24 protein-coding genes and 1 pseudogene are annotated in these 24878 nt (G+C 73.4%); 12 read left to right on the plus strand and 13 right to left on the minus strand.

From position 1 onward, the window contains the following. Positions 1 to 215 precede the first annotated feature (215 nt). Complete coding sequence (locus H9623_RS15770; protein ID WP_193720968.1) at positions 216 to 1001, plus strand: DUF2306 domain-containing protein; 786 nt, start codon at positions 216 to 218, stop codon at positions 999 to 1001. A gap of 6 nt (positions 1002 to 1007) precedes the next feature. Here H9623_RS15770 and H9623_RS15775 read toward each other — a convergent pair whose 3' ends face one another. The 3 genes from H9623_RS15775 to H9623_RS15785 all read right to left on the minus strand — a co-directional run bounded on the left by H9623_RS15775 (position 1008) and on the right by H9623_RS15785 (position 4124). Next, the gene (locus H9623_RS15775) at positions 1008 to 1244 is read right to left on the minus strand and encodes a hypothetical protein (protein ID WP_193720969.1); all 237 of its coding nucleotides are present in this window, start codon (positions 1242 to 1244) and stop codon (positions 1008 to 1010) included. A gap of 314 nt (positions 1245 to 1558) precedes the next feature. Next, complete coding sequence (locus tag H9623_RS15780) at positions 1559 to 2380, minus strand: SDR family oxidoreductase (RefSeq protein ID WP_193720970.1); 822 nt, start codon at positions 2378 to 2380, stop codon at positions 1559 to 1561. A gap of 70 nt (positions 2381 to 2450) precedes the next feature. Continuing rightward, positions 2451 to 4124, minus strand: a complete 1674-nt coding sequence (locus H9623_RS15785; RefSeq protein ID WP_193720971.1) for a molybdopterin-dependent oxidoreductase — start codon at positions 4122 to 4124, stop codon at positions 2451 to 2453. A gap of 235 nt (positions 4125 to 4359) precedes the next feature. On the opposite strand from H9623_RS15785, the gene H9623_RS15790 reads away from it, so the two are divergent. Genes H9623_RS15790 through H9623_RS15800 form a run of 3 tightly spaced genes read left to right on the plus strand, consistent with a single transcriptional unit; the run spans position 4360 to position 7354 of the window. Beyond that, positions 4360 to 5439, plus strand: coding sequence for a putative F420-0 ABC transporter substrate-binding protein (locus H9623_RS15790; protein WP_321575483.1), 1080 nt, complete (start codon positions 4360 to 4362; stop codon positions 5437 to 5439). A 26-nt stretch (positions 5440 to 5465) separates the two neighbouring features. Further along, entirely contained in the window at positions 5466 to 6545 is a 1080-nt protein-coding gene (locus H9623_RS15795; RefSeq protein ID WP_193720972.1) for a putative F420-0 ABC transporter permease subunit, read from the plus strand. Further along, positions 6542 to 7354: a putative F420-0 ABC transporter ATP-binding protein gene (locus H9623_RS15800; RefSeq protein ID WP_321575484.1), complete on the plus strand. Its 813-nt coding sequence runs from the start codon at positions 6542 to 6544 to the stop codon at positions 7352 to 7354. The genes H9623_RS15795 and H9623_RS15800 overlap by 4 nt, the downstream gene beginning before the upstream one ends. 100 nt (positions 7355 to 7454) lie before the next feature. Here the strand turns inward: H9623_RS15800 and H9623_RS15805 are convergent, their stop codons facing one another. The 3 genes from H9623_RS15805 to H9623_RS15815 all read right to left on the minus strand — a co-directional run bounded on the left by H9623_RS15805 (position 7455) and on the right by H9623_RS15815 (position 9463). Next, positions 7455 to 7880 carry a CoA-binding protein gene (locus H9623_RS15805; protein ID WP_193720973.1) on the minus strand — a complete coding sequence of 142 codons (426 nt, stop codon included), beginning with the start codon at positions 7878 to 7880 and terminating at the stop codon, positions 7455 to 7457. A gap of 81 nt (positions 7881 to 7961) precedes the next feature. Further along, a complete protein-coding gene (locus H9623_RS15810) occupies positions 7962 to 8537 on the minus strand; it encodes an anthrone oxygenase family protein (protein ID WP_193720974.1) in 576 nt (191 codons plus the stop codon). Continuing rightward, complete coding sequence (locus H9623_RS15815) at positions 8537 to 9463, minus strand: NAD(P)H-binding protein (RefSeq protein ID WP_193720975.1); 927 nt, start codon at positions 9461 to 9463, stop codon at positions 8537 to 8539. Before H9623_RS15815 ends, H9623_RS15810 begins: the two co-directional genes overlap by 1 nt. A 137-nt stretch (positions 9464 to 9600) precedes the next feature. Here H9623_RS15815 and H9623_RS19635 point away from each other — a divergent pair, with 137 nt between their 5' ends. The 6 genes from H9623_RS19635 to H9623_RS15840 all read left to right on the plus strand — a co-directional run bounded on the left by H9623_RS19635 (position 9601) and on the right by H9623_RS15840 (position 12687). Then, a complete protein-coding gene (locus H9623_RS19635) occupies positions 9601 to 9987 on the plus strand; it encodes a cupin domain-containing protein (protein ID WP_407671946.1) in 387 nt (128 codons plus the stop codon). Next, positions 9984 to 10553, plus strand: a complete 570-nt coding sequence (locus tag H9623_RS20195) for a helix-turn-helix transcriptional regulator (protein ID WP_407671948.1) — start codon at positions 9984 to 9986, stop codon at positions 10551 to 10553. The genes H9623_RS19635 and H9623_RS20195 overlap by 4 nt, the downstream gene beginning before the upstream one ends. 180 nt (positions 10554 to 10733) lie before the next feature. After that, entirely contained in the window at positions 10734 to 11147 is a 414-nt protein-coding gene (locus H9623_RS15825) for a PNPOx family protein (RefSeq protein WP_193720976.1), read from the plus strand. A 60-nt stretch (positions 11148 to 11207) separates the two neighbouring features. After that, entirely contained in the window at positions 11208 to 11813 is a 606-nt protein-coding gene (locus H9623_RS15830; protein ID WP_193720977.1) for an HhH-GPD-type base excision DNA repair protein, read from the plus strand. Positions 11814 to 11956: 143 nt separating this feature from the next. After that, the gene (locus H9623_RS15835; protein ID WP_193720978.1) at positions 11957 to 12322 is read left to right on the plus strand and encodes a VOC family protein; all 366 of its coding nucleotides are present in this window, start codon (positions 11957 to 11959) and stop codon (positions 12320 to 12322) included. Between the two features lie 209 nt (positions 12323 to 12531). Further along, positions 12532 to 12687, plus strand: coding sequence for a hypothetical protein (locus H9623_RS15840; RefSeq protein ID WP_193720979.1), 156 nt, complete (start codon positions 12532 to 12534; stop codon positions 12685 to 12687). Between the two features lie 122 nt (positions 12688 to 12809). Here the strand turns inward: H9623_RS15840 and H9623_RS15845 are convergent, their stop codons facing one another. The 5 genes and pseudogenes from H9623_RS15845 to H9623_RS15865 form a co-directional block, all read right to left on the minus strand. After that, complete coding sequence (locus H9623_RS15845; protein ID WP_193720980.1) at positions 12810 to 13199, minus strand: hypothetical protein; 390 nt, start codon at positions 13197 to 13199, stop codon at positions 12810 to 12812. Between the two features lie 206 nt (positions 13200 to 13405). Then, the gene (locus tag H9623_RS15850; RefSeq protein WP_193720981.1) at positions 13406 to 13918 is read right to left on the minus strand and encodes a hypothetical protein; all 513 of its coding nucleotides are present in this window, start codon (positions 13916 to 13918) and stop codon (positions 13406 to 13408) included. A gap of 278 nt (positions 13919 to 14196) precedes the next feature. Beyond that, positions 14197 to 14943: pseudogene (gene cofE, locus H9623_RS15855) on the minus strand (coenzyme F420-0:L-glutamate ligase); the annotation flags it as partial. 101 nt (positions 14944 to 15044) lie between these two features. Continuing rightward, positions 15045 to 16043: a TIGR03557 family F420-dependent LLM class oxidoreductase gene (locus H9623_RS15860; protein ID WP_138824860.1), complete on the minus strand. Its 999-nt coding sequence runs from the start codon at positions 16041 to 16043 to the stop codon at positions 15045 to 15047. Between the two features lie 136 nt (positions 16044 to 16179). Further along, positions 16180 to 18108: a DUF4914 family protein gene (locus H9623_RS15865; RefSeq protein ID WP_193720982.1), complete on the minus strand. Its 1929-nt coding sequence runs from the start codon at positions 18106 to 18108 to the stop codon at positions 16180 to 16182. A 308-nt stretch (positions 18109 to 18416) separates the two neighbouring features. Between H9623_RS15865 and valS the strand changes: the two genes are divergently transcribed. Then, positions 18417 to 21161 (plus strand): valine--tRNA ligase, encoded by a 2745-nt coding sequence (gene valS, locus H9623_RS15870; RefSeq protein WP_193720983.1) that lies wholly within the window; start codon positions 18417 to 18419, stop codon positions 21159 to 21161. Between the two features lie 84 nt (positions 21162 to 21245). On the opposite strand, the gene H9623_RS15875 is transcribed toward valS, so the two are convergent. Together H9623_RS15875 and H9623_RS15880 are read right to left on the minus strand one after the other, a co-directional pair. Further along, positions 21246 to 22445 (minus strand): baeRF2 domain-containing protein, encoded by a 1200-nt coding sequence (locus H9623_RS15875; protein ID WP_193720984.1) that lies wholly within the window; start codon positions 22443 to 22445, stop codon positions 21246 to 21248. Between the two features lie 108 nt (positions 22446 to 22553). Next, positions 22554 to 22907, minus strand: coding sequence for a chorismate mutase (locus H9623_RS15880; RefSeq protein WP_193720985.1), 354 nt, complete (start codon positions 22905 to 22907; stop codon positions 22554 to 22556). A 110-nt stretch (positions 22908 to 23017) separates the two neighbouring features. Here H9623_RS15880 and H9623_RS15885 point away from each other — a divergent pair, with 110 nt between their 5' ends. After that, positions 23018 to 24838 carry an AMP-dependent synthetase/ligase gene (locus H9623_RS15885; protein ID WP_193720986.1) on the plus strand — a complete coding sequence of 607 codons (1821 nt, stop codon included), beginning with the start codon at positions 23018 to 23020 and terminating at the stop codon, positions 24836 to 24838. Positions 24839 to 24878 lie beyond the last annotated feature (40 nt).

A 24878-nucleotide genomic window follows, 5' to 3' on the forward strand; every position in this document is an offset into this window, starting at 1 on the left:
CTGTGGCCCCATGGTAACGCGCCGTCGGCGCGGGCACCGAGCCGATCGTCGAACCGGCGTACCGGAACGGTCGAGCGCGTGCCGGGGGCGGGCCACCACGTTTCCGGGGGGTCGCCCTCCTGTCGGAGGGCCTCCCCGGGGCGGGACGCTGGGAACGCCCGACGGTGCCCGGACGGCGCCCCCGTCCCGCACCCCGACCCGAGAACGAGGCGACGATGCCCACTCCCTCCGAGGCCACGTCCACGACCGGCGCCCCGCGCGCCCCCGGGCGAACGAGCCCCTCGCACCCGGTCCGCCCGTCCCGCCGCTTCCGGCCCGGGCTCGTGTGGGTCGCGCTCAGCTCGATCGCCATGGCCGCGGTCCTGCTCACCTCCTACACGGGCGCGACGCTCGACGAGCTGGCCCAGGACGGCACGGGCCTCGCGTCGACGTTCGCGGACCGCCCGCCCGCGATCCAGCTCGCGTTCTACCTGCACATCGCGTTCGCGGGCGTCGCGCTCCTGGTGGGACCGCTGCAGTTCGTGTCCCGCTGGCGCCGCCGCTTCCCACGCCTGCACCGCGTGCTGGGCCGGGTCTACCTGGTCGGGGTCGGGGTCGGCGCGCTCACGGGGCTCGTCGTCTCGACCGCGAGCTCGGTCGCCTTCCTCGGCTTCTTCGGGTTCGGCACGCTCGCGGTGCTGTGGGCCTGGACGGGCTGGAAGGCGTACCGCGCCGTCCGGACGGGTCGCGTCGCCGAGCACCAGGCCTGGATGATCCGCTGCTTCGCCCTGACGTACGCGGCCGTGACGCTGCGCCTGTGGGTCGGCGTCCTCGTGGCGGTCCAGACGCCGTTCGCCGGACCCGACGCCGACCCCGGGGTGCTCTTCGAGACCGCGTACGCCCCCGTCGCGTTCCTGTGCTGGCTCCCCAACATCGTGCGCGCCGAGTGGCTGGTCGCCCGGCGGGGCCTGCCCGGGCTGCGCATGAGCGCCGGCACGGTCGGCGACCGCGCAGCGGCCTGAGCCCGCCTACCTGCCCCGCGAGGACTGCCCGCGCCGCGCCCGGTAGGTGTCGATGTCGCGCGCGACGAGCCACTCGATGGTGAGCGCCCCGGCCGGGGCGGGCTGCGCCGTCGGGCCGTGGGCCGCCGACGGCACGCCGCCCCGCGAGGCCGCGGCGAACCACGGGTCGTGGGCGACCAGGCGGCCGAGCGGGTCGACGTCCGCGGAGACGGCGAACGGGTAGGCGTTCAGAGCGATGTTCATAGGAGGTCCTGAGGTCGAGGCGGGTGCTCACGAGGGCAGACCGACCGGGTCCGGAGAACTGATCGGTGACCATCACGCCCTCTCCCAGGAGGGAGGGGCGCGGCACTGCTCGCTGACACCAGGTCGCACGCTGCTGGAGCGTCAGCGAGCCCTCAACAACAGCTCGACGCGCGGACCGCCCACGGGCGCACCGGGAGCACCGGCGTGCTCAGGGGGTGCGCGGAGGGGGTCACGGGCGTCATCATGCCAGCCGGGCCGCAGCCCGACAAGCGCGTCTCGGCCCAGGGCGCCCGCACCTCAGCCCGGACCGGCGCTCAGCCCCTGTCCGTCCGCGTCACGAGCGGCCCGCGGGCCAGGAGCGTGGTCGAGGACTGCGCGACGGGGCGCAGCACCAGGGTGTCGATCGCGACGTGCTGGGGCCGGGTCACGGCGAACGCCACCACGTCGGCCACGTCGTCCGCGGTGAGCGGGTTCTCGACGCCCTCGTAGACCGCGTCGGCCCTGGCCTGGTCGCCGTCGAACCGCGTCAGGGAGAACCCCTCGGTGCGGACCATGCCGGGCGCGATCTCCAGGACCCGGACGGGCTCGCCGTTGAGCTCGAGGCGCAGCGTGTCCGCGACCGCGGCCTGCGCGTGCTTGGTCGCGACGTAGCCCGAGCCGCCGCTGTATGCGTCGTGCCCCGCGGTCGACGTCAGGACCAGGACCGTGCCGAACCCCGCGCGGCGGATCGCGGGCAGGAACGCCTTGGTCACGCGCACCGTCCCCAGCACGTTGGTCTCGAACATCGCGCGCCAGCGGTCCAGGTCGCTCGCGTCGATCGGGTCCGTGCCGCTCGCGAAGCCCGCGATGTTGAGCACCGCGTGGACAGGTCCGCGGGCCTCGGCCTCGCGCACGAGGCGCGCGACGTCGGCCTCGTCCGTGACGTCGCCGACCACGGGGTGGGCGCCCGTCTCGGCCGCGAGCGCGTCGAGCAGGTCGGCGCGGCGCGCGAACGCGACGACGTCCCACCCCTGCGCGCGCAGCCGGCGCACGGTCGCGGCGCCGATGCCGGACGAGGCGCCGGTCACGACGGCGCGCAGGGTCGCGGGCACGGCGGCCTGCTCGGTGGACGGGGGCTGGGGCTGCGAGGTCGTCACGCTCCCTACCCTGCCACGCCGCGCGGCGTCGTCCACGCCGCTGCGCGAGGTGCTCGCATGCTGGACGGGTTCACCCCACGCGGACCTCGATCGCGTCCCAGCCGCTCGACCCGTCGGGGGCGGGCGGCGCCTCGGTCGAGGTCTGGACCGTGCCGTCGGTGTCGGTCGCCCGGACCGCGAGGCGGTGGCTGCCCGCCGCGGGCGACGCCCAGGTCCAGGTCCACTGGCGCCAGGTGTCGGCCGAGACGGTCGCCGCGAGCTCGGCCTGCTCCCACTCCCCCTCGTCGACCCGCACCTCGACGCCCGCGACACCCGTGTGCTGGGACCACGCGACGCCCGCGACGACCACGTCCCCGGCGGCGCCGGGCGACACCGTCGCACCCGCCCGGGGCACGTCGATGCGTGACGACGTCTTGATCGGCCCGCGCTCGGACCAGCCGCGCGTGGACCAGTAGGCGACGTCGTCGGCGAAGCGCGTGACCTTGAGCTCGACGACCCACTTGGTCGCCGACACGTACCCGTACAGCCCCGGCACGACCATGCGCACCGGGAAGCCGTGCGCGAGCGGCAGCGGCTCGCCGTTCATGCCGACCGCGAGCAGGGACTCGCGGCCCGGGTCCGTGAGCACGTCGAGCGGCGTGCTCGCGGTCCAGCCGTCGGCGCTGCGCGAGAGCACCATGTCGGCGTCCGCGTGCGGACGGGCGCGGGCGAGCAGGTCGCGCAGCGGGTACCCGAGCCACACCGCGTTGCCGACCAGGTTCCCGCCGACCTCGTTCGACACGCACGTCAGGGTCGTGGCGTGCTCGACGAGGGGCAGCGCGAGCAGCTCCGCGAACGTGAGCTCGACCTCCTCCTCGACGAGCCCGACGACGCGCAGCCGCCAGTCGTCCGGGTTGACCTCGGGCACGCGCAGGGCGGTGTCGATGCGGTAGAAGTCGTCGTTGGGCGTCACGTAGGGCGTGATGCCGGGCACGGCGAGGTCTGCCCCGGCCGGGACCACGACGGCGGGCCCGGTCGGGGCCGGGAGGCGGATCGCGTCACGCGCCGCGGTCACTGCCCGGGCAGAGGCGGACAGCACGCGCGACACCCCGCCGACCACGATCGCGGTCGCGGTCGTGAGGCCCGCGAAGACGAGGAACGACCGGCGGTCGACCGCCTCGCGCCGACGGGCCGCGGTGAGCGGGGTCTCGGGGTCGGCCGGACCCGTCGTGGCCGCGAGCGCCGCGCTGCGCCACGTCCGCAGCCGCGCCGCGCCCGTCCGCAGCAGCATCACGCCGACGCCGACCCCCACCACGGTCGGCAGCGCCCACAGGGGCGTCGCGTCGGGTCGCGTGACGGCGGCGGCCACCCCCACGAGGCCGACCGCGACGAGCAGGACGGCGCCCCACGGCGGCCGTCGCGTCTCGAGGGTCCCGGCGGCGACGGCCGCGAGCGCCAGCACCACGACGATCCCGAGGATCAGCACGGTCTTGTCCGCGGTCCCGAACGTCTCGACCGCGAAGTCCTTGAGCCACGGCGGCACCCGGTCCACGACCCCGGCGCCCACGACGAGGACGGGGCTCGACCCGGCGCCCACGACGAGCGCGACGAGCTCGGCCACGGCGAACGCCCCGAGGGCCGACACGATCCCGAGCAGCGGCGCCCACAGCCGTGACGGACCGGTGCGCGCCGCGCCGGACCCGCGGCCGGGCGTGCCGGGCGTGCCGGGCGTGCCGGGAGGGGTGGGCTCCGCCGTCGGGCTCATGTGCCCACTCTAGGTCCGTGCGCCGCGCGGACGGCGGTCTCACCGACCGTGGCCCCCGGCCGCCACGACCTACTAGGCTGGGGTGCGGATCGCGGGCCGTGCTTGGCTCGCCGCAGCGGCCCGTGCTTGGGCCGCGGATCCTCGTCGCGGATTGTGGCGCCCTACCCCTCTCGCATCTCGCCGCGCCGCCGTGCCCTGCACCGGTCGAGCAGGCGACCTCCCGACCTGGAGTGCTGTGCTGTCCACGCTGCGCCGTGTCCGACCGTCCGTCCGCCCGTCCCGTCGCGCACCGGGCGCCGGCCCGACGGCGGCGCTCGCCCTGGCCTCGTCCCTCGCCCTCGCGGGGTGCTCGGCCGTCGGGGCCCCGTCGGCCGGTGGGTCGGACGAGTCGTCCGCGCCCGCCGGGACCGACGTCGCGGCGACGACGTACCCCCTGACGCTCGACAACTGCGGGTTCGACGTCACGTTCGACGCCGCGCCGGAGAAGGTCGTGACGATCAAGTCGAGCACGACCGAGATGATGCTCGCGCTCGGGCTGGGCGACCGGATCGTCGGGACCGCGTTCCCCGACGGGGCCGTGGCCGAGCGGTGGGCCGACGTCGCCGCCGACCTCCCGGCCGTCGCGACCCCGCTCGCGGACAAGGTCCCCGGCGCGGAGGCGGTCCTCACGCTCGAGCCCGACCTCGTGTACGCGGGGTGGGAGTCCAACCTCACCGCCGAGGGCGCGGGCGACCGCTCGACCCTCCAGCAGCTCGGCGTCCAGACCTACGTCTCGCCCTCGGCCTGCAAGGACGAAGCGTACAAGCCGGACCCGCTCACGTTCGACGACGTGTTCGCCGAGATCACCGAGGCAGGCCAGGTCTTCGACGTCGCCGGGACGGCGGAGGACCTCGTGGCGGCCCAGCGCGCAGGGCTCGACGCCGTCGAGCCCGACGACCGCGGGCTCACGGCCCTGTGGTACTCGTCCGGGTCGGACATCCCCTACGTGGGTGCCGGGACCGGTGCGCCGCAGATGATCATGGACGCCGTCGGGCTCGAGAACATCGCGGCCTCGGTCCGGGACACCTGGACGCCGTTCTCGTTCGAGGAGATCATCGCGGCCGACCCCGACGTGATCGTGCTCGTCGACTCGGCCTGGAACACGGCGCAGTCCAAGATCGACGCCCTGCAGGCCAACCCGGCCACGGCCAACCTCACGGCCGTGCGGGAGGACCGCTTCCTGACCGTCCCCTTCCCCGCGACCGAGGCGGGCGTCCGCAACGTCGACGCCGTCGAGGACCTCGGCGCGCAGCTCGCCGCGCTGACCGTCTCCTGAGAGGTCCGGCACCCGTGAGAAGCCTCGTGGCCGAGACGAGCACCGCCCCGTCGGGTGAGCGCGCCCCCGCGCGCCGCTCCCCGGGAAACCGGCGCGCGGGGCCGTGGTGGCTCGCCGGGGCGTCGCTCGCGCTCGTCCTGAGCGTCGTGGTCGCCGTGACGATCGGCCCCGCGGACCTCACGTGGGGAGACGTGTGGCGCTCGATCGCGACGCACGTCGGGCTCGGCGGGCCGCTCGGGCTCGAACCGCTGCCGCTCCTGCAGGACGGCATGGTGTGGCAGCTCCGCCTGCCGCGGGTCCTCACGGCCGCGGCCGTCGGGGCAGGGCTCGCGATCTGCGGAGCCGTCATGCAGTCCCTCACGCGCAACCCGCTCGCCGACCCGTACCTGCTCGGGCTCTCGTCGGGCGCCTCGCTCGGCGCGGTCCTCGTCCTGGTCCTCGGCGTGAGCGTCCTGCTGCCCGTCGCGGCGTTCGGCGGCGCCGTCCTGGCCCTGGTCGCGGCGCTCGCGCTCGCCGGTTCGCTCGGGGCGGTCACCCCCACACGGACGGTCCTCGCGGGTCTCGCGGTGAGCCAGCTCGCGGCCGCGGCGACGTCGTTCATCATCTTCTGGTCCGCGACAGGGGACTCCTACCGCGAGATCCTGTCGTGGCTCATGGGGTCGGTCGCGGGGGCCACCTGGACGTCCGTGGCGATCGCGGGCGGGGCCGTGCTGGTCCTGGGCACGCTCCTCGCCTCGACGGGCTCGGTGCTCGACGCCTTCACGTTCGGCGACACCGCGGCCGCGGGCCTCGGCATCGCCGTGAACCGGACCCGCTGGCTGCTGCTCGTGGGGGTCGCGCTGCTCACCGGAGCGCTGGTCTCGGTCTCGGGCGCGATCGGGTTCGTGGGCCTGATCCTGCCGCACGCCGTCCGGCTCCTGACGGGCGCCCGGCACCGCGTGCTGCTGCCCCTCGCGGCACTGCTCGGCGGGTCGTTCCTGGTGTGGGCGGACACGCTCGCCCGCACGATCTTCGCCCCGCGCGAGCTGCCCGTGGGCATCCTCACGGCCGCGATCGGTGCGCCCGTCTTCGCGCTCATCCTGTGGCGAGGGAGGCGGGCGCTGTGAGCGGGGAGAGCGCTGTGGTCCCGGGCGCGGAGGGCGGTCGTGGGCTCGACGCGTCGCGCGTCTCGTGGTCGGCCGGGACACGGCTCGTCCTCGACGGGGTCGACGCGACCGCTCCCCCGGGCGCCGTGAGCGGGCTGCTCGGACCGAACGGCTCGGGGAAGTCGACGCTGCTGCGCGCGATCGCGGCCACGCAGGTACCGGACGCGGGCGAGGTCCGGTTCGACGGCGAGGACCTCCTGGGCATGCCGCGGCGTCGTCGGGCCCGTCGGGTCGCGCTCGTCGAGCAGGACGCGTCGACCGACCTGCCGATCTCGGTGCTCGACGCGGTGCTGCTCGGCCGCATCCCCCACCGCCCGCTCCTCGCGGGGGACACCGACGCCGACCGCGCCGTGGCCCGCGAGGCCCTGGGCCGCGCCGGGGTCGAGGAGCTCGCCGGGCGGTCGCTCGCGACGCTGTCCGGCGGTGAGCGTCAGCGCGTGCACATGGCTCGTGCGCTCGCCCAGGACCCGGCCCTTCTGCTCCTCGACGAGCCCACCAACCATCTCGACATCGCGGCCCAGCTCGCGGCGATGACGGTGCTGCGCAAGCTCGCCGCCGACGGCGTGACGGTCCTCGCGGCGCTGCACGACCTCAACCTCGCGGCGGCCTCGTGCGACCACGTCGTGGTCCTCGCGGAAGGGCGCGTCGTCGCGGCAGGACCGGTCAGGGAGGTGCTCGTGCCTGCCGTGATCGAACCGGTCTACGGTGTCCGCTGCGACGTGCTGACCCACCCACGGACGGGGCGCCCGGTGCTGGTGTTCGGCGACTGACCCTGCTGTGTCCCCCGGGGTGCCGAGAACGGGGTTGAGGTCGTTCTGCTGGTCGGAACGACCTCAACCCCGTTCTCGGCGCCCTGCGGGGCCCGGCCGGTCAGACGGCGGGGCCCAGGCGCGGCCACTCGATCGCGGGGCAGCGGTCCATGACCATGTCCAGACCGGCGTCGCGGACCCGCGCGAGGGCGTCCTCGTCGACCACGCCGAGCTGGAACCAGACGGCCTTCGCCCCGATCGCCACGGCCTGGTCCGCGACGTCCCCGGCGAGCTCGGACCGCACGAACACGTCCACCACGTCGACCGGGAACGGGATGTCGGCCAGCGAGGCGTACCCCTGCTCGCCGTGCACGGACTGGCCCGACGGGTGGACCGGCACGATCCGCTTGCCCTGACGCTGGAGCAGCCGCGCCACCCCGTAGGCAGCGCGTGCCGAGTTGTTCGACAGACCCACCACGGCCCAGGTCTCGGTGTCCGCGAGGACCGTGCGGATCGTGGCGTCGTCGCCCCAGCTCTGTTCGCTCATACCGGGGCGAACCCCGGCGTGCGAGCGGCTATTCCAGGTCCACCTCGACGACCGGACCAGGACCGGGCCCGACGGCGCCGCTCATCCCCCGACGAGCGTCACCAGTCCCAGGGTCAGGAGCAGGGCCGCCGCCGCGCACGCGAGGGTCCGCACGTGGTTCCAGGCGACCCAGCGCCCCAGGAAGACCCGCCAGACCTGGTCGCGCTCCGCCGTCGGGCTGGTGGCCCGGACCTTCACGTCGCGCACCCCTGCGCCCGAGGCCGGGACAGCGCGGGGCGAGGAGGCCGAGACCGCGGCGTCCGCGGCCTCGAGGCGGTCGTTGAGCGGGACGTTGACCGCCGCCGTCACCCCGATCCCGCCCACGAGGTAGACCACGGCACCCGCGACGACGAGCGGCATGCCCGCCTCGCCCAGCCGGGTAGCCGCCACGACGCCGAGCACCGTCACCAGCCCGGTCGTCACGAGCAGGAGCGACCCGAACGGCACCCTCGTCGCATGACGGTTGATCGCGGCCATCGCCGCCGCGCCGACGTCCGGCGCGACCGACCGCAGACCGGCCATGACGAAGGTCGAGAACGCGAAGAGCACTCCCCCGACCAGGGCGCAGCCCACGGCCGCGACCACGACCGCCCACCCCACCGCGCCGACCGCGTCCATCAGTGCACCTCCGAGAGAGCGGACGGGGCTGCGGTGGAGGTCGGGGACCACACGGCGGCCTCGCGGCGCGCGAACCCGGCGAAGTCCCGGGGCTCGCGCCCGAGCGCCTCGCGGACCCCGTGGGCCAGGTGCGCGTTGCGACCGTCGAGAACCTCCTCGAAGAGGTAGCGCACGAGGTCGACGTCGTCCGCCGGGAGCCCCGCGGCACGCAGGCCGGCCGCGAACTCGTCGCCCGTGACGGTCCGGAGGCGGACCTCCCGACCGCTCGCCGCACCGATCTCCGCGAGCGCCTCGCCGAACGTCAGCAGTCGCGGCCCCGTGAGCTCGTGGACCAGGCCCTCGTGCCCGGGCTGGGTCAGTGCGGCGACCGCGACCTCGGCCACGTCCTCGAGGTCGACGAACGGCTCGACCACGCCGTCGACCGGAAGGTGGACCACGCCGCCGAGCACGGGGTCCAGCAGGAAGCTCTCGCTGAAGTTCTGCGCGAACCACGCGCAGCGCACGACCGTGCGCGCAGGGAAGGCCTCGGCGACGAGCCCCTCGGCCCGCTGTGCCTCGGGCTCGCCCCGGCCGGAGAGCAGGACCAGGCGCCGGACCCCCTCCCGGGCGGCGACCCCGGCGAGGTCGGCGACGACCTCGGGGACGCCGGGGGCTGCGAGGTCCGGGGCGACGGCCACGTAGACGGCGTCGGCTCCCGCGACGGCCGTGGCCCAGGTCGCCGGGTCGTCCCAGTCGAGCCGCACCTCGGTGCTGCGCGAGACGGCGCGGACGCGGACGCCCGCCGCGGTGAGGCGGGCGGCGACACGACGACCCGACTTGCCCGTCGCGCCGACGACGGCGACCAGCGGCGCGACGCCGTCCGGTGCCGCGGGTGCTGCGGGTCCTGCGGGTGCTGCGGTTTCTGCGGGGGGCTGGTGCGCGGTCATGTCGGTCTCCTGTGATCGATGGTCCGGTGCTGTGGTTTCGAGTCAACAGGTACCGTCCGAGACGTTCCATGGCCCAGAGGCTCGTCTGCATGTCCGTCCGTCTTCCACCGGGCAGCGGGGCGGCGTACGGTCGAGGCATGGACGCTGTCGCCGGACTGCTCGACGGGCCCCGCGCGCGGGGCGCCTTCCTGCTGCGCTCGCTCCTCGCGCCGCCGTGGTCGATGCGCATCGAGGACGAGGCGCCGCTCACGCTCGTACCCGTCGTGCACGGGACGGCGTGGATCGGGATGGACGCCGGGCCGGGACCCGACGAGCCGCGGCTCGACGCCCACCTCGTCGCGGGCGACGTCGCCCTGCTGCGCGGCCCACGCCACTACACCGTGGCCGACGCCCCCGGGACGCCACCGCAGATGGTGAGCGACGCCGTCGGGGCCTGCCGGGCGGTCGGCGACCAGCCGTCGCCCCTCGTCGACCTCGGCGTCCGGACCTGGGAAACGACCCCGACGGTCCGACCGTCCTGCTGACCGGGACCTACCCCCTCGACGGCGAGGTCGGCGGCCGCCTGCTGAGCGTCCTGCCGCCGCTGCTCGTGCTGCGCCGGGGAGACCTCGACGCCGACCTCGTGTCGCTCCTCGCCCGCGAGATGGCGCACGACCGGCCCGGGCAGGAGGCCGTGCTCGACCGGTTGCTCGACATCCTGCTCATCGGCGCCCTGCGCGCCTGGCTCGACCGCGGCGAGGCGCCGGGGTGGTACCGCGCCGACGCCGACCCCGTGGTCGGGCACGCGCTGCGGCTCATGCACCACGAGCCGGCCACGGCCTGGACGGTCGAGTCCCTCGCGCGGTCCGTCGGGCTGTCGCGCGCCGCGTTCTCGCGCCGGTTCACCGAGCTCGTGGGCGAGCCGCCCATGAGCTACCTGACCGGGTGGCGCCTGACCCTCGCGGCCGACCTGCTGCTGGAACCCGGGGCGACGGTCGGGTCGGTGGCCCGCCAGGTCGGGTACGGGACACCGTTCGCACTGAGCGCAGCGTTCACACGCGTGCGCGGCATGAGCCCGACCGCGCACCGGGAACGGGCCGGGGCCGCCTGAACGGCCACGGCCGGACCGGGGCCCTGCCCGCCGAGAACGAGGTTGCGGTCGTCATACCCGCCGAGACGACCGCAACCTCGTTCTCGAGGGCGCGCAACGTCGTCCTCGGCCGGCAGCCGGTCACGACGCCGGGCGCTCGTGCGCTGGCCGGTGCACGCGCCGGCGCGCACCATGGCTGTCATGCCCATCCCGCACGCGGTCGCCCGGACCAACAGGCGTCTCCTCAACCCCCTCGTGCTCCGCATGTCGTCGCGCGTGCCCCCCTTCGCGACGGTCCACCACCACGGGCGGCGCAGCGGGCGCCCCTTCGCGACACCGGTCATGGCGTTCCGGGAGCCGGCGTCGGCGACCGCTCCGCACGAGGTCCGCGTGGTGATCGCCCTGACCTACGGCCCCGACGTGGACTGGCTCAGGAACGTCGAGGCCGTCGGTCTGTTCGGGCTCACGCGCGGTGGGCGCGGCTACGTCGTCGACGACCTGCGCCGCCTGCACGGCGACGCCGGGCTCCGGCTCGTGCCGGGCGTGATCCGGGTCGCGCTGCGGGTGCTGCGCGTGGACGAGTTCCTCGACGGGCGGGTGGGTCCGCCCCGCTGAGCGGCACCCCGGCACCCCGGCGCCACGGCGTCGGCGGGCCCCGGCTGCCATGATGGGGGCATGGCCAACGACCTGTGGTTCACCGGCGACCCGGAAGCCGACACGCTGCTGTCCACCGACCCGTTCGCGCTGCTCGTCGGGATGCTCCTCGACCAGCAGGTCACCATGGAGTCGGCGTTCGCCGGGCCGCTCAAGATCTCCCAGCGCATGGGCGGGTTCGACGTGCACCGCATCGCCGCGGCCGAGCCCGAGTCGTTCGCCGCGATGGCCGCCACTCCCCCGGCGATCCACCGCTACCCCGGCTCCATGGCGGGTCGCGTGCAGGCCGTCGCCCAGGTCGTCGACGAGCAGTACGACGGCGACGTCACGCGCCTGTGGACCGACCCCGGACCCGACGGCAGCGCCCCCGACGGCCCGCTCGTCCTCAAGCGGCTCAAGGCCCTGCCGGGTTTCGGCGAGCAGAAGGCGAAGATCTTCCTCGCGCTCCTCGGCAAGCAGTACGGCGTCCAGCCCGAGGGGTGGCGCGAGGCAGCGGGGGCGTACGGCGAGGAGGGTGCGCGCCGCTCGATCGCCGACGTCGTCGACCAGCACTCGCTCGACCAGGTCCGCGAGACCAAGAAGGCGGCCAAGGCCGCGGCGAAGGCGGAGCGCGCGGCGAAGGGCTGACCGCCCGGGAGCGCTCCTGCCCGACGGCGTCGCTCACCCCGGCGGACGGGTGCCCGTCGCGCTCGACGGACGTAGCGTGGAGAAGCGGGGACGCCGCCCGGCGCCCGGCCGCACCGCCCAGCACCCCGGTCGAGGAGGACCCCATGGCTCACGGCGACATCACGCACATCGACATCCCGGTCGGCGACACCCAGGCCGCCCGCACGTTCTACAGCGGGCTGTTCGGCTGGGACATCGCGGAGGTCCCCGGCTTCGAGGGGTACCCCATGTGGCGGGCACCCAACCAGATCAGCGGCGGCGGGCTCGCACCACGGGACGCGAGCTTCACGACCCCGCGCAGCTACGTCGAGGTCGACTCGATCGACGACACCCTCGCGCAGGTGTCCTCCCTCGGCGGGAAGGTGCTCATGGGCAAGTCGCAGATCAGCCCGACGAGCTGGTGGGCGATCTTCGAGGACCTCGACGGGAACCAGCTCGGCCTCTACGAGGGCGTCACGTCGGCCGAATGACGAGGGTCTTCGTGGACGCACGGCGGAACCGGGGGTCTCGGGGCGCGGCGGGTGCCGTGGCCGCGGGTGCGTCAGGGTCAGTCCGGCCGCCGTGCCCGGGAGGCACGTCGGCGGCGCGCTGTACGGTGCTCGCATGACTCCACGGGTGCGTCCGCGCGGGAACCAACCCCGCCCTCTCAGGCGGGTGTTGTCCTGAGACGAGGTGCCTCGTGGCACATTCACCCCACCGCCGGTGGAAGGGCTGCCGGTTGTGCAGCCCGCACAAGATCCGCGGGATCGGCGACGCCGCGCGCCTGCCCTTCCGCGACCTGCGCAAGATCGGACGCGTCCGTCGCTGGAACCGTCACGACGTCGACGACGAGTAGTCCCTGAGGAGGGCTGTGCGCCGACCCCCGGTGGGCGCACAGCCACTCGTCCCGAGGAGGCGGGGCCGTGCGACACCTTCGCCTCGTGCGCCGTTCGCGACACCTGCCGTTCGGAACGCGCCTCACGCCGGTCCGAACACGACTCTTTCGTCCGGGTCGTCGCTGCGCCGGGGCCTGAGCCGGGCGGGGGCCGGCCACGGCAGCTCGAACCGGACGACGGGCGCGTCGATCGCCCCGAAGTCGTCGGTCTGGACGACGACGCGCTCGGGTGTGACCTCGACGAGGCGGACGCGGATCGGCTCGACGCCGTCCCCTTCGAGCATCCACACGTCGCCGAGCCACGAGAGCCCGGTGGCATCGAGGGCTTCCTCGGCGTCGAGCCAGTCGACCGGCTCGGTGAGCGCGTGCCCCAGCAGGGAGACGGCGACCCACCCGTCACCGTCGGGACGGATCCAGCCGATGTGCTCACGGTCGTCGGGACGGCGGTGCGGGATCCAGTCGGCGGGAAGCATCAGGGAACGATACCGAGCGGCCGGCCGATCCGCCCAGCAGATTCTGTGCTGGGCGTCCGGCTCCGGTGCCCCTGCCGAGCACGACCTTCCGTTCAGTCGACCACGACCTTGCGGTCGCCAGACCCCTCAGAACGACCACAACGTCGTTCTCGGCACCCGGTCCCCTGAGCGATCGCGGGCCGTCGGACCGGAAGGGCGGAACAAGCTCAGCCAGCACCGCCCGAACGACCGCGGTTCGCCGCCGCAGCATACCGGATCCGGCGGGTCCGACCGCCCCCGGCGAGGGCGTCCAGGACGTCGGCACGGGTCGCGGAGCTCGCCGCGCGCAGCTGGAGCCAGTCGGACCAGCACTCGACGTCGAGCCCGTCGCCCAGCGATCGGAGCTCGCCGCCCGATGCGGCGACGGCGCCCGACACGGACTCGAGGATCGCCAGCTCCGCGGCCCGCCGGGCGACGAAGTTGGCCACTGTCCAGTCGCTCGTGAGCCCCACCCAACGCGCCCGCTCGACGGGCGGGACGAGCTCGAGGGCCACGACGACGGCTCCGCCCGCCATCACGTGGTCGCTGTCGTCGGCCACCGCCCGGAAGAGAGGCTCGAGCGCGCCATGCTGCAGCGCCTTCTGGTACAGCGCCCATCGTGCGTGCTCGTCGGCCAGGTCGCCGGAGAACGCAAGGTCCCGCGCGAGCCGACGGAGCTCCGCCCTCGGTTCCCGCCGCACTACGCGCCCGCCCCAGCAGTCATCGAGCAGGACCTTCCGTTCAGTCGACCACGACCTTGCGGCCGCCAAAACCCTCAGAACGACCACAACCCCGTTCTCGGCACCCGACGTCAGCCCTGTTGAGGATTTCCGGTCCCCTCCCGGAACCCCTCGGTGAACCCGTCCCGGTACCCGTCGGCGTACCCGGCCTCGCGGGCGAGCCGTTCGGCACCGCCGGGCGCAGCACCGCCGGGCGCCGCAGCACCGACCGGCGCACCCACCCCCGGCCTGCCCTCACCGGCAGCGCCCGCACGGCCTGCCGCCACCCCCCGCGCGTACGCCTCCGCGGAGCCCTCGCGGAACATGTCGGTCCCCGAGTCCCGCACGAGCACGCGCGCCCCCGGCCCGTCGTCGTCGGTCACGAACCGCCCGAGCCCGCGCACGACGGCCACGGGGCGCCCCGCGGCCTTGCCCCGGACGAGCTCGGAGGCCGCGGCGATCTGGTCCGCGACCGCCGTCACGGTCACGGACAGCTCACGCCCGTGGGAGTCGACGCCGCCGCGCAGGTCGTCGAGCGCGACCACCCCGGCGACCCCGATCGCCAGGTCGGTGAGCCCTTCTCGCCACGCACGCCCGGCCGTGTCGGACACGACGACCCCGACGCGGACCCCGAACCGTTCCGCGAGCGCCGCCCGCAGAGCGCGCGCCGAGGCGTCGGGGTCGACGGGCAGCAGCAGCACGGTGCCCTCGGGGGTGTTGGACGCGTCGACGCCCGCTGCGGCCATGACGAGGCCGAGCCGGTTCTCGACGATCCGCAGCACGCCCCCGGGTGACGGCCGGGTCGCGACGACGCGCACGGTCTCGTCGGTGATCGCCTGCTCGCGGTCGGTGGCCGCGACGACGCGCCCTTCGGCCTTGGACACGACCTTGCTCGTGACGACCACGACGTCGCCGTCGTGCAGCCCGCCCTCGCGGGCGAGCGCGTCGCCCACGATGCGCGCCAGGTCGTCACCGGGCAAGATCTCCCCGATGCCCGACGGCGCCACGACCGTGAAGCGCGTGTCGTCGCCCGCGGCACGCCTCGCCTCGGGCGACGCCTGCCGCTCGGCGCGAGCTCCGCCGTCGGGCAGCGGGACGGACGTGCCCGTCACCGGACGAGCTTCGGCAGGACGTCGCGCGAGAACGTGTCGATCCACTCGCGCTGGTTGCGGCCCACGTTGTGGAGGTAGATGCGGTCGAAGCCCAGGTCGACGAACTTCTGGATGTAGGCGCGGTGCACGTCCGGGTCGGACGAGATGACCAGGCGCCCCTCGAAGTCCTCGGGCCGGACGAGCTTGGCCATCTGCTCGAAGTCGAACGGCGAGCGGATGTCGGCCTTGGGGAACTTCATGCCGCCGTTGGGCCACTCGGTCATGGCGTTCGTCAGCGCCTCCTCGTCGGTCTCGGCCCACGACATGTGGAGCTGGAGGACCTTGGGCATGGTCTGCGGGTCGCGGCCGGACTCGCGGACGCCGTCGTCGAACTTGCCGAACAGCATCGAGATCTTCTCGAGCGGGGCGCCCACGGTGATGAGGCCGTCGGCGTGCTTGCCCGCGCGCTTCGCGGTCACGGGGCCGGCCGTGGCGACGAGGATCTCGGGGGCGACCTCGGGCATGGTCCACAGCCGCGTGGACTCGTGCTTGTAGAACTGCCCCGAGTGCTTGGTGTCCTTGCCCGCGAGCGAGGCGGCGAAGAGCTTCTTGATGATGTCGATGGCCTCGAACATGCGGTTGATGCGCTCGGGGGCCTCGGGCCAGTACTGCGCCGTGACGTGCTCGTTCAGGGCCTCGCCCGAGCCCAGGCCCAGCCAGTGCCGCCCGGGGTACATCGCGGCGAGCGTCGCCGAGGCCTGCGCGACCATCGCGGGGTGCCAACGGAACGTGGGCGCCGTGACGCCCGGGCCCAGGTCGCCGCGCGTGCGCTCGCCGAGGGCCGACAGGACGTTCCACACGAACGCCGAGTGCCCCTGCGCGGGGACCCAGGGCTGGAAGTGGTCCGCGGCCATGACGCCGGAGAAGCCCTTGCTCTCGGCGTACTCGGAGAGGGCGATCACCTCGGTCGGGTGGAACTGCTCGAGCATGGCGGCGTAGCCGATCGTCAAGTCCATGGACCGACCTTAGTACGGGCGCCTCGCGCCCGAGCGCCGGTATCTGATACTTGCCGGAGGACGGCCGCCCCCCGGCGGGGGCCGGGCCGCGGGGGGGGGGGGCGGGGGGGCCCGTCCTCTTCTCAGCAGGCCTCGATCAGGTGAACAGCGGGGTGAGCGCCGTGTACTCCTCGACCGAGCCGTCGCGCAGGCACACCTCGATGATCTGGCGACCCAGCGGGTCCAGGTCGTCGGTGAGGAACTCCTGGAGCTCGCTCTTGAAGAAGTCCGTGATGATCCTCGCGCCGGCGTCGTAGGCCTCGACGCCCACCTGCGACTGCATCTCGGGCTTGAGGAACGTCGGGCGCACGAGCTGCCCGTCGATCTTCATCTCCTGGAGCGTGTACCCGAACAGCGGGCACCGCGAGGGGGTCAGCTCCTCGGTGCGGAACTTGCCGCCGCCACGGCGCGCCAGGTACTCGCGGGTGAGCCACTCGGCCGCGAAGTCGACCTTGTACGCGCCGATGTGCTGGTTGGGCGTGAGCACGTAGCGCGTGCGGTCCATGTCCACGAGCTGGCGCAGGAGCAGGTTCGCGGCCGCGACCTTGGTGCCCGTGGAGAACGGCCAGTACGACCCGACGCCCTCTGCGACCATGCCGCCGTGGGCCAGCTTGTCGGTCGCCGACTTGGACTCGCCGATCGAGGGGTTCTTGTCTCCGCGCGGGGCGATGAGCCGCCAGATCCACGCGAGCGACGGCGGCACGATGTGCATCATGCCCATGATCCCGTAGGTCGGGTTGTCGCGGGTGCAGGCCGGCATCCGGGCGCCGAAGGTGCGCACGTCGACCTCCTCGGCCCCCGTGACGTCGGTCAGGAGACGACGGGGCACGACCACGCGAGGGTTGGGGCAGCGCTTGCCCGTCGAGTCGAGCGTGTGCTCCCACGGCAGGACGGTCGCGTCCGGGACGCCGTCGATGTTGAAGAAGACGAGCGGCTGGTCGGGGTGGATGCAGGCCCGCTCGAGGTGGGCGTCCTGGCCGTAGCCCGTGAGGTTGTCGACGCGCACGAACCAGCCGTCCTCGGCGTCGGCGACCACGAGGCGCCCCTCGCCGGTCTGCAGGTCGACGTGGCACAGCGTCATGTCGTCGGTCACGGGGTCCAGCGCGCTGGACTCGCCGAGGTTGATGACGTAGGGCTCGTCGGTCACGACGTTGGTGCCCAGCAGGATGCGCCCGTCCTCCTGGCGGCGGATCTCCTGGCACATCTCGGACTTCCCGCCGCCCGACGCGCCCTCGTGCATGATGACGGTCTCGTTCTCGTAGGGGGTCGTGACGCGCACCGACGACGCGTGCGCGGTGACCCACCCCTCCTGCTCGCCGACGTCGAGCAGGACGGAGAAGACGCCCTTCTTGGCGCTGGGGCCCGGGTAGAGGTTGTAGGCGAAGACCTCGTGCAGCGTCTCGGAGCGGTCGTGCACGACGACCTGGCGGCCGTCGAAGTGCGTGTGGCGGAAGGGCGGCGCGACGTAGAGGATCGAGCGCGGCTCGAAGGGCCCGATCTCGTCGAACGTGACCCAGCCCTGCAGGTCCACGAGCGTCAGCGCGAAGAACGCGGAGTTGACGGGGCAGATCGCGAGCGAGGGGTAGCCGTGCGTGAGGCCGCCGGCCTTGAAGGGCACGACGACGAGGTCCTGGCCCGCGAGCCAGTCGAGCGTCTCGGCCTTGACCTGGTCGAACCCGGTCCCGAACACGTCGCGGTAGCGCGGCTTGTCGGTGGGCAGGTCGTCGGCGATGCGCATGCAGTCGGGGTCCCGACGGCGCATGTAGTCCTCGGGGTAGTTCACGGCGATCCCGTTCTTGCAGCGGACCACCTCGGCCTCGGGGACCGGCGTGCCGAACACGTCGTACTCGACCGTGAAGCGCGGCCCTCCCTCGGGGCCGAGCGCGAGCTGGTACAGCTCCTCACGGGAGGCGGGGACGATCACGGTGGCGCACGCATCCAGGGCGGCCTGGACAGCGGGGGGAAGGACCATGCCGGCAGGGATGCTCCCGGTACCGTGCACGGCCACGCTGTCGATCAATGTCATAGCTACTCCTGGGTCGGACCTCGAACGAAGGCGTCGAGTTGATGGGGCGCGTCCACGTACGCCCCCGCCTTTGCTCGAAGGTTACGAGCCGATGACCAACACCGACCAGGGACCTTTGGCCTTTGTTCGTTCGGTAAAACCCCGGGGCGGCTACAGGCGTGCTGCTCACCGGCCCGGCACTCACCGAGGCCCCCGGAGGTTCGCCGACCGGCCTCCCGCGGGCCGCTCGCCGCCGGAGTCCCACCCACCCCGGTCCGGGGAGCGGCGCGTTTCGCAGGTCCCTCCGAGATTCTGGGAGAATGTCGTCCATGAGTTCACCCGTCGAGGGCACCACGCCCGCACCCGCCTCCCAGACCCCCGCCGCACCCGCCCCCGCCGAGGGCACCGAGGTAGTCCGCGCCGTGGTCGGAGAGGTACCGGACAAGGTGAGCCTCGACGGCCTCGAGACCAAGTTCGACGCCGCCTGGACCGAGCAGGGCACCTACTCGTTCGACCGGACGAAGACGCGCGAGCAGGTCTACTCGATCGACACCCCGCCGCCCACCGTCTCCGGCTCGCTGCACGTGGGGCACGTCTTCTCCTACACGCACACCGACGTCGTCGCGCGCTTCCAGCGCATGCGCGGCCGCGAGGTCTTCTACCCCATGGGCTGGGACGACAACGGGCTGCCGACCGAGCGTCGCGTGCAGAACTACTACGGCGTGCGCTGCGACCCGTCGCTGCCGTACATCGAGGGCTACGAGCCCCCGCTCCAGGGAGCCGAGGGCAAGAGCGTCAAGGCCGCCGACCAGCAGCCCGTCTCGCGCCGCAACTTCGTCGAGCTGTGCGAGCGCCTGACGGCCGAGGACGAGGTCCAGTTCGAGGAGCTGTGGCGCCGCCTGGGCCTGTCGGTCGACTGGTCGCACCACTACCAGACCATCGGCGTGCCGGCCCGGATCGTCGCGCAGAAGGCGTTCCTGCGGAACCTCTCGCGCGGCGAGGCGTACCAGTCCGAGGCCCCGGGCCTGTGGGACGTCACGTTCCAGACCGCCGTCGCGCAGGCCGAGCTCGAGGCCCGCGACTACCCCGGGCACTTCCACAAGGTCGCGTTCCACGCCCCGGGCGGCGAGAAGGTCTTCATCGAGACCACGCGCCCCGAGCTGCTCGCAGCCTGCGTCGCGCTCATCGCGCACCCCGACGACGAGCGCTACCAGGGCCTGTTCGGCACCACGGTCACGTCTCCCCTGTTCGACGTCGAGGTGCCCGTGCTGGCGCACCCCGCCGCGCAGATGGACAAGGGCGCGGGCATCGCGATGTGCTGCACGTTCGGCGACCTGACCGACGTCCAGTGGTGGCGCGAGCTGCAGCTCCCGACGCGCTCGATCATCAACCGCGACGGGCGCATCACGCGCGAGACCCCGTCCTGGCTGACATCCGAGCGTGCGGTCGCGCTGTTCGAGGAGATCGCGGGCAAGACGACGTTCTCGGCGCGCGCGGCCGTCGTCGACGCGCTGCGCGAGTCGGGCGACCTGGACGGCGAGCCCGTCGCGACCCAGCGCAAGGCGAACTTCTTCGAGAAGGGCGACAAGCCCCTCGAGATCGTGACGTCGCGCCAGTGGTACATCCGCAACGGTGGCCGCGACGTGGCGCTGCGCGAGGAGCTGCTCGCGCGCGGCAAGGAGCTGGGCTTCCACCCCGAGTTCATGCAGGTGCGCTACGAGAACTGGGTCGGTGGCCTCAACGGTGACTGGCTCGTCTCGCGCCAGCGCTTCTTCGGCGTCGCCATCCCGCTGTGGTACCCCGTCCTGGAGTCGGGCGAGGTCGACTACGAGCACCCGATCGTCCCGGACGAGTCGATCCTGCCGATCGACCCGTCCTCCGACGTCCCGGCCGGCTACACGGCCGACCAGCGCGGCGTGCCCGGTGGGTTCGTGGGCGAGCCCGACGTCATGGACACCTGGGCCACGTCGTCGCTGACCCCGCAGATCGCGGGCGGCTGGGAGTCCGACCCTGACCTGTTCGAGCGCGTCTTCCCCATGGACCTGCGCCCCCAGGGCCAGGACATCATCCGCACGTGGCTCTTCTCGACGGTCGTCCGCTCGCACCTCGAGCACGGCTCGCTGCCCTGGTCCAACGCCGCGATCTCGGGCTGGATCCTGGACCCGGACCGCAAGAAGATGTCCAAGTCCAAGGGCAACGTGGTCACGCCCATGGGCCTGCTCGAGGAGCACGGCTCGGACGCGGTCCGCTACTGGGCGGCCTCGGCACGCCTCGGCACGGACGCGGCCTTCGAGGTCGGCCAGATGAAGATCGGCCGCCGCCTCGCGATCAAGGTCCTCAACGCGTCCAAGTTCGCGCTGTCGTTCGGCGGCAGCGAGATCACGCTCGACCCGTCGCTCGTGACCGAGGCGATCGACCGCTCGATGCTCGCGAGCCTTCTCGAGGTGGTCGCCCGTGCGACCGAGGCGCTCGAGGAGTACGACCACACGCGCGCCCTCGAGGTCACCGAGACGTTCTTCTGGACCTTCTGCGACGACTACCTGGAGCTCGTCAAGGACCGCGCGTACGGCGCAGGCACGACGAACGAGACGCCCGACGCGGCGGCCCCCGCCACGCAGTCGGCTCGCGTCGCGCTCGCCCTGGCTCTCGACACGTTGCTGCGCCTCTTCGCGCCCTTCATCCCGTTCGCGACGGAAGAGGTGTGGTCGTGGTGGCGCAAGGGTTCGGTGCACCGTGCGCCGTGGCCCACGACCGCCGAGCTGCTGCCGGCCACGAGCGGCGGCGTCCCTGTCGTCCTCGTGGGCGCGGGCCACGCGCTGGCCGCACTGCGCAAGGTCAAGTCGGAGGCCAAGGTGTCGATGCGCACCCCGATCCTCGCCGTGACGCTGGCCGTCCCCGCGGAGTTCGTCGCGTCGGTCCGGGCCGCCGAGTCCGACATCAAGGGTGCCGGCCGCGTGACCGGGACCTTCGACGTCGTCGAGGCGACCGAGGGCCAGGGCGACCCCGCCGTCCAGGGCGGGATCGTCGTCGTGCACTCCGAGCTCGGCGAGCCCGAGGCCCGCAACCGCGGCTGACGCCCGCACCTGCTGCACGGCACAGGGCCCCGACCGCACGCGCGGTCGGGGCCCTGTCCCGTCACGGGCGCGAGCGACGGGCGGTCACACCATCTCGCCGCGCAGCCTCGCGTCGTCGCCCGACATGGTCGCGGCGACCTCGTTGGGCGTCCCGTCGTCGTTCCACCGCAGGGTCGCGCCGACCCCTTCGATGAGCTCGACGCTGCCGTCGGGCGAGAACGTGAGGCCGGCGTCCTGACCGATCGCGGCCCGGAGCAGGGCCACCGTCGCGGGCAGCTCCTCGATCCCCTCGCTCACCCCCAGGTCCGTGATGTCGGAGCGCGCGGACCCGATGTGCAGGGGACTGGGCCCGATCCACAGCGTCCGACCGTCGAGCTCCGCGTCCTCGCCGTACTCGTCCGCGAGGATCAGCTCCTTGACCTGCCCGCGCGAGAGCACCGCGACCACGTCCTCGAGCGACGTCACCGCGGCCGCCTCCCGGCCCTGCTCCTGCCGGAACTCGGCCAGCACCGACTCCCGACGACGCTCCCGGAAGCTCTCGAGCGCCTCGGTGATCTTCGCCTCGAACGCCGCCTCGTTGATGCCCGGGGCGCGGCCTCCGCCCGCCACCTCGACCACGAGCTCGTCGGTCGCCTTGTTGAGCGCGGCGCGCACGAGGGGCACCGCGCGGACGTCGCCCGTCATGAGGATCACCTCGGGCCGGTGCTCGAGCACCTGCCGGTCGAGCTCCGCGGCGACGGCCTCGGCGTTGCGCTCCCAGGAGTCCTCGGCGCGTGCCTCGATCCGCTTGTGCGACAGGCCGCCCGTGCGGACCTTGTTGATCACGTCGTGACCGCCCTCGACGGACTCGGCGTCGCCGTAGGGCACGTGCCCTCCTGCGACGGACCACGTCAGGTCGGCGCCCTGGCGGTCGACGACGACGCGGACGTAGTCCACGGACTCGTCGGCGGCCCGAGCGGCTTGCAGCAGGGCCGGGACGGGACCCCAGAGCCCCTTGGTGACGGCGGGCGGGTCCTTCAGGACCCGGTCGACGAGGATCCCCTCCTCGTCGGCGATGAGGACGCGACCGTGCGGGCCGGGCAGCCTCGTGGGGAGCAGGACGGACTCCTCGAGCTCGTCGATGATGCTCGCCGGAGCTCCCGCTGCTGCGAGCGTCCGGCGCACTCCCTTCCACCGGTTCTCGACCTCGCGTGCGGTGGCCTCGTCGCCTCGTGTCGCGTCGAAGTAGACGGTCGCGAACGGGCCGGGGTGGCCGAGCAGGGGCTTGAGCCAGTCGATCTTCATGCAGGCACCTCTAGACATCCATCGTCGGAGGGACGGTCGGAGGCCGACCGCCCCGATGTCCTCACCAGCCTGCTGCACGGGCCCGGCGCCCGCCACCCGTGGAGGAGATCAGGAGTAGGTGTCGAGCACGGGGACCTCGTCCTGGTGCTCCCGCGCGATCTGCTGGTGGTGCCGGATGACCTCGCTCACGATGAACTCGCGGAACTGCTCGGCGAACGCGGGGTCCAGCCCGGACGCCTGTGCGATGCCCGTGAGCCTCGCGATCTGCTGCTGGTCCCGGGCCGGGTCTGCGGGCGGGAGACCACCCTGGGCCTTGAGCTCTCCCACGCGGCGCGTGAACTTGAAGCGTTCCGCGAGCAGGTGCACGAGGGCCGCGTCGATGTTGTCGATGCTCTCTCGTAGGCTGAGGATCTCTGCGGGGACGGGGCGGGGGGCCGCGGCGGGGGCGTGGGGGTCGCTCATCCGACGATCCTAAGCACCGGGGCGCGCACCCGGGTCCTGACCCGCGGAACGTGGGACGCCCGGTACGCAGTAAAATCGGACGTTGCCCCACCACTCAGCGGAGAGTTGACATGACCGAATTCGCGTCGCCGAGCCTCGTCGAGGTACCGGCCACCAGCAGCATCAGCACGCTTCTCACCGACCGCGTCGAGCGGTCCGGGGACGACGCGGTGATCGAGCGACGCCTCACGCCGGGCGGCCCCTGGGAGCCCGTGACCGCGCGCGCCTTCGACGACGACGTGGTCACCGTGGCCCGCGGCCTCGCCGCGCGCGGCGTGCAGGCCGGTGACCGGGTCGCCATCATGTCGCGCACCCGCTACGAGTGGACGCTGCTCGACTTCGCCGTCTGGGCCGCCGGCGGCGTGCCCATCCCGGTCTACGAGACCTCGTCCGCCGAGCAGGTCGAGTGGATCCTGTCCGACTCCGGCGTCAGCGTCGTGCTCGTCGAGACGTCCGCGCACGCCCAGATCGTCGAGAGCCTCCGTGCGCGGCTCCCGCTCCTGCGCGAGGTCCTCGTGATCGACGACGGCGCGGTCGACGACCTGCGTGCCGGCGGCGACGACGTCCCCCGGGAGGAGATCGACTCCCGCCGCGCCGCGACCGGCCGTGACGACCTGGCGACCATCATCTACACCTCGGGAGCGACGGGCCGCCCCAAGGGCGTGGAGCTCACGCACCTGAACTTCGTGCACCTGACCCGCAACGGCGTCGCCGGGCTGGCAGAGATCGTCGCGACGCCCGACGCCCGCACGCTCCTCTTCCTGCCCCTCGCGCACGTCTTCGCGCGGTTCGTCCAGGTCGTGTGCATCGCGTCGCCCACGGCGGTCCTGGCGCACAGCTCCGACATCAAGAAGCTCGTGCCGGACCTGGGCTCGTTCCGGCCGACCTTCCTCCTGGCCGTGCCCCGCGTGTTCGAGAAGGTCTACAACGCCGCCGAGCAGAAGGCCGGAGCCGGCGCCAAGCGTCGGATCTTCCACTGGTCGGCCAAGGTCGCCATCACGTACTCGCGCGCGCTCGACTCCGCCGCGGGGCCGTCGATCGTCCTCAAGACCCAGCACGCGCTCGCTGACCGGCTCGTGTTCGGCTCGATGCGCACGGCTCTCGGTGGCGACCTCACGCACTCGATCTCAGGTGGCGCGCCGCTCGGCGAACGGCTGGGGCACTTCTTCCGCGGCATCGGCCTCACGATCCTCGAGGGCTACGGACTCACCGAGACCACGGCCCCCTGCGCCGTGAACCCGCCCAGCCGCCTCAAGATCGGCACCGTCGGCCCCGCGTTCCCCGGCACGGCGCTCAAGGTCGACGCCGAGGGCGAGCTGTTCGTCAAGGGCGACCACGTCTTCCGCGGCTACCACAACCAGCCCGAGCTGACGGCCGAGGTGTTCCAGGACGGCTGGTTCCGCACGGGCGACCTGGCCTCGCTCGACGAGGACGGCTACCTGCGGATCACGGGCCGCAAGAAGGAGATCATCGTGACGGCCGGCGGCAAGAACGTCGCCCCGGCCCAGCTCGAGGACCGTCTGCGCGCCCACCCGCTCGTGAGCCAGGTCGTCGTGGTGGGCGACCAGCGTCCGTTCATCGGCGCGCTCGTCACGATCGACCCCGAGATGCTCCCCGGCTGGCTCACGACGCACGGCCTGCCGCCCATGGACGTCACGACCGCGGCCACGGACCCGACCGTGCTCGCGGCCCTCGACCGGGCCGTGACGCGCGCGAACGAGGCGGTGTCCCGCGCGGAGTCCATCCGCAAGATCCAGGTGCTCACGACGGACTTCACCGAGCAGAACGGCTACCTGACGCCCTCGCTCAAGGTCAAGCGCCCCCTCGTGCTCCGGGACTTCGCCTCGACCATCGACGACCTGTACGGCGCCCCCGCGAACGCGGACGCCTGACGCCGGGGCGGGGGGGGGGGGGGGCGCGGCCCCCCCCCCC

The organism is Oerskovia douganii (assembly GCF_015142735.1).
Lineage (GTDB): Bacteria > Actinomycetota > Actinomycetes > Actinomycetales > Cellulomonadaceae > Oerskovia > Oerskovia douganii.

What these genes read in the sequence shown, in the direction of transcription:
- H9623_RS15770 (WP_193720968.1), top strand. Translation starts at nt 216, where the DNA reads ATGCCCACTCCCTCCGAGGCCACGTCCACGACCGGCGCCCCGCGCGCC.
- H9623_RS15775 (WP_193720969.1), bottom strand. Translation starts at nt 1,244, where the DNA reads ATGAACATCGCTCTGAACGCCTACCCGTTCGCCGTCTCCGCGGACGTC.
- H9623_RS15785 (WP_193720971.1), bottom strand. Translation starts at nt 4,124, where the DNA reads ATGAGCCCGACGGCGGAGCCCACCCCTCCCGGCACGCCCGGCACGCCC.
- H9623_RS15805 (WP_193720973.1), bottom strand. Translation starts at nt 7,880, where the DNA reads ATGAGCGAACAGAGCTGGGGCGACGACGCCACGATCCGCACGGTCCTC.
- H9623_RS15810 (WP_193720974.1), bottom strand. Translation starts at nt 8,537, where the DNA reads ATGGACGCGGTCGGCGCGGTGGGGTGGGCGGTCGTGGTCGCGGCCGTG.
- H9623_RS15815 (WP_193720975.1), bottom strand. Translation starts at nt 9,463, where the DNA reads ATGACCGCGCACCAGCCCCCCGCAGAAACCGCAGCACCCGCAGGACCC.
- H9623_RS19635 (WP_407671946.1), top strand. Translation starts at nt 9,601, where the DNA reads ATGGACGCTGTCGCCGGACTGCTCGACGGGCCCCGCGCGCGGGGCGCC.
- H9623_RS15825 (WP_193720976.1), top strand. Translation starts at nt 10,734, where the DNA reads ATGCCCATCCCGCACGCGGTCGCCCGGACCAACAGGCGTCTCCTCAAC.
- H9623_RS15830 (WP_193720977.1), top strand. Translation starts at nt 11,208, where the DNA reads ATGGCCAACGACCTGTGGTTCACCGGCGACCCGGAAGCCGACACGCTG.
- H9623_RS15835 (WP_193720978.1), top strand. Translation starts at nt 11,957, where the DNA reads ATGGCTCACGGCGACATCACGCACATCGACATCCCGGTCGGCGACACC.
- H9623_RS15845 (WP_193720980.1), bottom strand. Translation starts at nt 13,199, where the DNA reads ATGCTTCCCGCCGACTGGATCCCGCACCGCCGTCCCGACGACCGTGAG.
- H9623_RS15860 (WP_138824860.1), bottom strand. Translation starts at nt 16,043, where the DNA reads ATGGACTTGACGATCGGCTACGCCGCCATGCTCGAGCAGTTCCACCCG.
- H9623_RS15865 (WP_193720982.1), bottom strand. Translation starts at nt 18,108, where the DNA reads ATGACATTGATCGACAGCGTGGCCGTGCACGGTACCGGGAGCATCCCT.
- valS (WP_193720983.1), top strand. Translation starts at nt 18,417, where the DNA reads ATGAGTTCACCCGTCGAGGGCACCACGCCCGCACCCGCCTCCCAGACC.
- H9623_RS15875 (WP_193720984.1), bottom strand. Translation starts at nt 22,445, where the DNA reads ATGAAGATCGACTGGCTCAAGCCCCTGCTCGGCCACCCCGGCCCGTTC.
- H9623_RS15880 (WP_193720985.1), bottom strand. Translation starts at nt 22,907, where the DNA reads ATGAGCGACCCCCACGCCCCCGCCGCGGCCCCCCGCCCCGTCCCCGCA.
- H9623_RS15885 (WP_193720986.1), top strand. Translation starts at nt 23,018, where the DNA reads ATGACCGAATTCGCGTCGCCGAGCCTCGTCGAGGTACCGGCCACCAGC.